Consider the following 6587-nt stretch of genomic DNA (forward strand, 5'->3'; position numbering starts at 1 on the left):
AGCGTCTGGCAAACTCTCTTAGCCAGCCTCTCTCAACAGTAGTGGTGATGAACGCTACTCCATTTGACTTACAACTTTCGTTCTCGAATGGTCCAATTCTGACAGCTATATTCACGGATGGTGTTCCGATACTGGATGGTAAGACAAAATTTCCGATTGCTTTTCATCCAAGGATTATCGAACAGGGGCCATGCTAAATAATTAATCGGTTGGTTATTGACCGTGCGATCGCGATTAAACCTCAATGCCAATCGGTTCCCCTCCAGATCGGTGTATTTCAACGTTGGATTCGCCTGACTTAACCCCCTTCGATCAATCTGGGTTTGGGACAATACTGTTTTAGCAAATGCTTGTAGGGTTGCCCGCGTTGAAGCTTGCTGGAAATTCTCAACCGGAGCTGTTTGGAGAATCACACCATTATTAGCACCTTGACTGATAAGACGGTTAAATGTTGCTCGATAGCGCTTCCCATAACCAATTTTCTGTTTTTTTTGCCATTGATACCCATTGATGAACTTCAAACCAATCAACACCGAGGAACCATGCATAAATAGCCAACCCGATTGTTCAAACCGATGAAGGATGGTTGAATTGTTGGGTATAAACGCTGTCACTGGGCCTTTATATACCCCAATCAAGGTGCGTTGATGCTGTAAGACTTGCCCGCGCTTCGTATCCCCCCGAATGCCTTTCACAGGTTGTTTGATCATGAGAGAGGCCCCTGATGCAGGCGCATCCCAGACTAATCCCATGCGCTGCATTTGTTCATTCCATCCCAACCGGCCCAAACCGTCATATTGACTAAATAGCGCATACTGGCGATCCATATATGTATATTTGCGATACTTCGCTTTGCCATTAAAGTGGGCACCATGAGTTTCACGGTGACGGTAGGGCTGGGTGCGATCACGACTAATTTGGACCAAAACTTCTGGCACACGATAGGCCGAAACGGCATGCATCACTGCTGCTCCTAACCACATCGGCGGCCTCCTGCCGCCCCAATATAACCACCCCACAGGCCCAATCTGAGCGGCTTGATGCGGATCATGAGTAAAGGCAAACGTTCGTAAGGTCGCCGTCGCCCAATAGCCATTCAGCCACTCTGGGGCCATTGATGTCAGCAACAGCTCCAACCCAATCTGGGTCTGTCGTCTGAACGCCGGATCACGAACATGATCCTGAAGGGATAACAAACTATTGAGATAAAACACATGATAGACGGGCGAATCATGCTCAATCATGCCGTGAACGCCTAGATTAGCAATAAACTTCGAAATACGCGCTTTGGTTTGCTGCTGCATTGGCTGAGCTTGCCCCCAATCCGACCAGGTTTGTGCGGCTAAATAGTGACCCGTCGCTCGCATCAACCGATGATTTGCCGTCAAGGGTTTAGGGTATCGGTGATTGCCAGTAACAAACTGACGGATTTTCCATCGCAAACTCGATGGCATATGCTGCCGATACCGCAGATATAGATCCATCCCGGTCATCACAATAAAGCTTTGATCATTCCCCAGGACTTTGAGATCGCCGCTAAAAATTCGATCCGCCAGCGCATTGGCGGCGGCAACATCACCCACCTCATATCTCGCCATCGCATGGTAAATGCCCGTTCGGGCATATCGCTTCAGATTCTTAGGAAAACCATGGGGTTTACGCTGGGCAAAATGTCGAATAATCCTCTGAGCCCGTTGACGATAACGGGTTGATGAGGGCGTCTGGGCCAAGGCATATTGGGGCACAAGGGGCTTGAACTGGGAAGCAGGGCCAATCACCGGAAATGGGCCACCCCAACAGACGAACGGTACGGTCAGCAACAACTGAAGCATTTTGCCCTTAAAAAGATCATTCATCTATTTTTCATCAACACTCTAACTATGATGACGTTGTTCTCCGCACATGTTGCTGCAATAGCCCTGCGATCACCTGATTGGTCTGCTCCAGGCTAAAGGTTTGGCTGGCCTGGACTCTTGCCTGAGTTGCAATTTTCTGCCTGAGCTGCGGCTGGCGTTGGCACTCACCAATCATTTGAGCCAGCTGTTGCGGATCATTCGGGGGGCAGAGCCATCCTGTTTTGCCATGGTCAATTAATTCTGTTGCACCACCATCTTTGGCTGCCACTACAGGACAGCCTGACAGCATCGATTCGATAATAACGCGACCAAAGGGTTCAGGCGAGGTCGAGGTATGGGCCACTAAGTCACAACTCGCCATCAATGCCGGAATATCTGAACGAAAGCCTAAGAAATGAACATGGTCTTGCAAGCCAAAATTCAAGATTTTGGCTTGCAAAGACTGCACATAATCATCCTCACCAAATAGGGCTTTCCCGACCAATAGCACTTGCACCGCTTCGTCCAGGTACTGCAGCGCATCCACCAAGACATGCTGACCTTTCCAAGGCGAGAGTCGACTGAAGTGCCCGATCCAAAATCCCTCCTGAATCGCATGTTGCTGCTGCAACACAGGTCGGAGCAGGGGCTGACCTTCGTATTGATCAGGATCAAAACCGTTATATACAACCTTGATCAGTTGCGGACGCCCCCCTGCATCCATAAAAGCCTGCCGAGTGGCTTGAGAATTGGCAATCACCAACGTCGCGCACGTATTTGCTAGGGTAATCGCAACTCTTCGATTGATCGGGCTAAAATGCTCCGCCGATAAAATATCCCGCAAATGATACACCAACGGCTTGCGGGCCAATACACTAGCCATGGCCCCTACGACTAACGCCTTTTGCGTATTGGCATATATCAGATCATAGGTCTGTGCCATCTTGGCCACTTCTCCCACCAGGGGAAGCAGTTGTCGAAGACTTAGGAGGCCTTGCCACAGACCACTCTCTTTAGAGATAGATAAGCTAGGGCGTTGGCGGACTTTATAAGGCACTTGTGCCGCAGCCAGCTTGTCAGCAAAGGGGCCGCCCTCAAATAAGTACACGAGGCCTTGATGCTTAAAATGCTTAGCAACATCTGTGAGAGACAGCTCAGCTCCTCCTAATTGCCCACTCTGATCTAAAAAGAGAACCTTCATCGCAAGACCATTAATCACGCCAGCAATACCAACCTGCTTATCAATAGGCAACCAATCATCTACTGGCTGTAAGTAATGTACGACGGACTTGAGCGGCAATTTTAGGCCAATTGAAGTGGTCGAAGGCATAATCGTAGCATTCTTCCCGACTTGGCATGGATATTTGGCCGGTTAAAACATCGCTCAATTTCTCGGCAATTGCAGCTGCGCTGGGTTCATGGGTAATCAACTCAGGGGTAAAGGGCTGCAAGATTTCCGGCATCCCCCCGATGGGGGTTGTCATCACTGGCGTTCCACTGGCCAGCGATTCTAGGATAATTAGTCCAAATCCTTCTAGAGCTTGGCTCGGAATCACAGTGAGGTCTGTGGCCTGATAGGCCATTGGGAGCTGTTCATCCGGCAGATAGCCCAAGAGTTTGATGTGATCTGCCAGACCGAGGTCAGAGATCTGTGCCGCTAAGGTATCTCTTAAAGGTCCTTTACCTGCGATCGCAACCCAGATATCAGGGTTCGTTGTTTTCAACGTTGCGATCGCATCAATCAATCGATCCAATCCCATCCGATTCACCAAGCGCCGAGGAGAGAATAATATAAACCGATCCTGCGGCCAGCCTAACTGACTGCGGGCATCTTCCCGGGATAAAGTCAGGCTAAATCTCTGGGTATCGACTCCGCCGGGAATCACGTGAATTTTATCCCGACTAATGCGATAGTCTTGGTGCAAAATATTGCCAAACGCTTGACTCAGAACAATAAAGCGATCGCAACGGTCATACACATACCGTTCAAACCACTGTTTCGCCCGCACCCCCAACGCTTTATCTCCTTCTGCCAAGCTTTCTGAAGCCCAGGGACCATGAAACGTAAAGGTCCACGGAACATCTTGGGGTAAATGCCCCAACATCGGCAGACTATAAAGAGAAAAGTGGAGATTGACAGCATTAAGGTCTAAAGTGCAACATTGACGTGAATTAAACCAAGTTTCAGCTAATCGAGAGACTAGAGATCGATCAACGGTCGAGAGGTTGATGAATTTCAAGAAGTTCTGCCCAGGAGTATCAGACAAACCAACTGCAGCCAATTGAACCTGATCCTGCAACGAGAGATGACGAGTTAACTCGTATACATACCGGTTCAATCCGCCTAGCTCGTTAGGAAACCAGCCTTTTCCAACACAGAGAATTTGAGCCACAAGATAATATCGCTTTTTGTTAGTAAGAATATACTTTTGTCTAAAAGGTTAATGGGTTTCTTGCAATATTAATTTTATGATGTATCTCTACCTCAACTTATTTCCTGATCTGACTTAGATATCTTGGTGTTTACACTATGAGCATAATTATGCAAGAAGTCTAGTAAACAGAAAAGCAAGTCATAAAAGACTTACGCACTATATATATTATGTAACAACATAAATAAATTGTTTCAGACATTCGTGCGTCCTTCCATCGGAGTTGAAATTGTTGAGTAAGGAGCGAGATAGCCAAGCTCGAAATGCTGAAAAGCATGGCTGCAATTTGGGCTTTCCTATAACTTCGCAACTCTTGATCATTAGGATAAAAAGAATGTTGTCTATATCGATGAAAAAGTTTAAGTTCTATTTTGCAGGTAATTCTTCAGAATACCATCTCCCATCATGATAGATTATCTACTGTTATTGTTTGAACAAGAAAAGCTATATATAGCAATCCGAAGTGAGTTGTGAGAATAATATTCGATCTTAATAGGTACTGATAAGGATTTCAGCCTCATTAAATCTCATAAATTATTTTAGATTGCTATATTACGTTGCCATTTTACTTATAAAATATTTTTTTGGAGTTATATGATTACCAGACTATTTTTTTATCTTTATGTCAATGCAGCAGGGAAGAACGTGCTGTAAAAAAGGGAAAATGCTTAATGTGTAGTAATAGATTGTTTGTTTAGGCTTTCTATTGCCAAGAATAGGGTCAAAATCAACTTTTCCATGTAAGCCAACAGACTCACACAACTTAATGATTTTTCTGTAGACTAATATATCTTCTTTAACTTCTTCTCTTAGCGAATTGACCCGCTTATAAGCTAAAGGATAAATATAAGGCTGGCAGGCTGGCTCGTGTAGATACAGGCAGATGCCATTTGGTTTAAGTAGCCTTTTGATTTCGATAAGAGTCTGATAATGTCGACCAAAATGATGCGCTGATTCAAAGCAGAATATTAGATCAAAAGACTGATCAGAAAATGGAGTCTTATATGACGTACATGATTGAACTTCATCAATTTGGACATTAAAAACAGATTCCCAAATATGGGAACTTTTAATAGCTGCATGAGCAATATCAGTCCCAACGACAAAAGCATTGGGGTATTTTTTCTTCACAATATGTGAGGCCCAGCAGCTACCACCTCCAAGTTCTAAAATACTGTGTGAAGATTGAAAAATGGTTTCGTATTTTTTGATTTTATTTAAAAACGTATCAGCTGCTACCATCTTTTGGATTTTATGTTCCAAAAAATTATTATGTTCATTCCTTTGAGCAGATGATGCCCAAGCATTAATATCAGCCTCTTCTTTTTTTTCTATATTTATTTTCTTCATAATACTTTTCGAGTTGCCATTTCTATACAATAGCTTAACTGTTAACAATTTTCTACTTGGGGCTTTATTTAACTCCCTAAAAAAAATTAAGCTGCTATTTTTACATAAACTAATCTCCAACGTTCTTGTTTTTATAGATATCGATCGGTTAAAAAATTTGAACTAGTGCTGGCGAACTTAAAACATCTCCAAATTCTATATGCTCTTAAATATCATTGCTCTTCTAAATACTGTTTTTATCCTTAACTAATCAATAGCAAAGCTATCACGAGAATAGATTTGAAGCGCAACATCTTGGACATGGTCAAAGATAATCTTTCTTTCTTCTATCGTCAGAGAGTCACGTCTGATGCTAAAAATTTCGGCACTATTGCGATTGAAATCATGAAATCTACCCTGTCTAGCTTCTGCAGAAGTATTACTTAAAGCCATTTTCTGAACGTTCCTTTCTATGTTAGATGACCAATTCAAATTCAAGCTTCTATATAAATCCTTGAAGTAAGAAATAGGATTTTTACAAAGTTCCTAATGAATGACAAGTAACCAGTCAGGATATGTATCAGCCTGAGACAACAATACTTTATACATTGCTTTCCAAAATAATGAAGCTTCTATCAGCGAATTTGTCCACGTTTGAGAAAAAGATTCCCTTTTATTGGGAAAATAGTCTGTCATTAATTCATGCTGTTGGCTTAATGGAAGCAAGGGAGGCCATAACTTAACACGCTTATAACTAGCAATTTGAGAAAGAGGGTGCTTAACCAATATTACTGGTTTTACTCCAAATTGTAGATATAGATACTCAGTTAATAATGTACCAATAGGGTCTTTGATTAAGGCAGTAGTATGGAAAGGGTTTAGTTTAGCTATCCTTAACTATCCTTCTTAAGCCTCCGGTTTGACCGGAGGACTCGTAAGGTTTAACCTTCCCTGCGGTCATAGTCCTATCCCAAAACTTCGGGAGTTGCTA

5 protein-coding genes are annotated in these 6587 nt (G+C 43.6%); all 5 read right to left on the reverse strand.

From position 1 onward, the window contains the following. Positions 1 to 68: 68 nt before the first annotated feature. The 5 genes from Q0991_RS15820 to Q0991_RS15840 all read right to left on the reverse strand — a co-directional run bounded on the left by Q0991_RS15820 (position 69) and on the right by Q0991_RS15840 (position 6049). A complete protein-coding gene (locus tag Q0991_RS15820; protein WP_299489976.1) occupies positions 69 to 1856 on the reverse strand; it encodes a hypothetical protein in 1788 nt (595 codons plus the stop codon). Positions 1857 to 1878: 22 nt separating this feature from the next. After that, positions 1879 to 3165 carry a glycosyltransferase family 4 protein gene (locus Q0991_RS15825; protein ID WP_299489978.1) on the reverse strand — a complete coding sequence of 429 codons (1287 nt, stop codon included), beginning with the start codon at positions 3163 to 3165 and terminating at the stop codon, positions 1879 to 1881. Further along, positions 3092 to 4228, reverse strand: a complete 1137-nt coding sequence (locus tag Q0991_RS15830) for a glycosyltransferase family 4 protein (RefSeq protein ID WP_299489980.1) — start codon at positions 4226 to 4228, stop codon at positions 3092 to 3094. The genes Q0991_RS15825 and Q0991_RS15830 overlap by 74 nt, the downstream gene beginning before the upstream one ends. 645 nt (positions 4229 to 4873) lie before the next feature. Beyond that, positions 4874 to 5737, reverse strand: a complete 864-nt coding sequence (locus Q0991_RS15835; RefSeq protein WP_299489982.1) for a class I SAM-dependent methyltransferase — start codon at positions 5735 to 5737, stop codon at positions 4874 to 4876. Between the two features lie 126 nt (positions 5738 to 5863). Next, the gene (locus Q0991_RS15840) at positions 5864 to 6049 is read right to left on the reverse strand and encodes a hypothetical protein (protein ID WP_299489984.1); all 186 of its coding nucleotides are present in this window, start codon (positions 6047 to 6049) and stop codon (positions 5864 to 5866) included. Between the last annotated feature and the right edge of the window lie 538 nt (positions 6050 to 6587).

Source organism: Acaryochloris sp. IP29b_bin.137 (genome assembly GCF_028285745.1).
Classification (GTDB): domain Bacteria; phylum Cyanobacteriota; class Cyanobacteriia; order Thermosynechococcales; family Thermosynechococcaceae; genus Acaryochloris.

Bases quoted from the DNA above. Each gene is read 5' to 3' on its own strand.
- Q0991_RS15820 (WP_299489976.1), bottom strand. From the start codon at position 1,856: ATGAATGATCTTTTTAAGGGCAAAATGCTTCAGTTGTTGCTGACCGTA.
- Q0991_RS15825 (WP_299489978.1), bottom strand. From the start codon at position 3,165: ATGCCTTCGACCACTTCAATTGGCCTAAAATTGCCGCTCAAGTCCGTC.
- Q0991_RS15840 (WP_299489984.1), bottom strand. From the start codon at position 6,049: ATGGCTTTAAGTAATACTTCTGCAGAAGCTAGACAGGGTAGATTTCAT.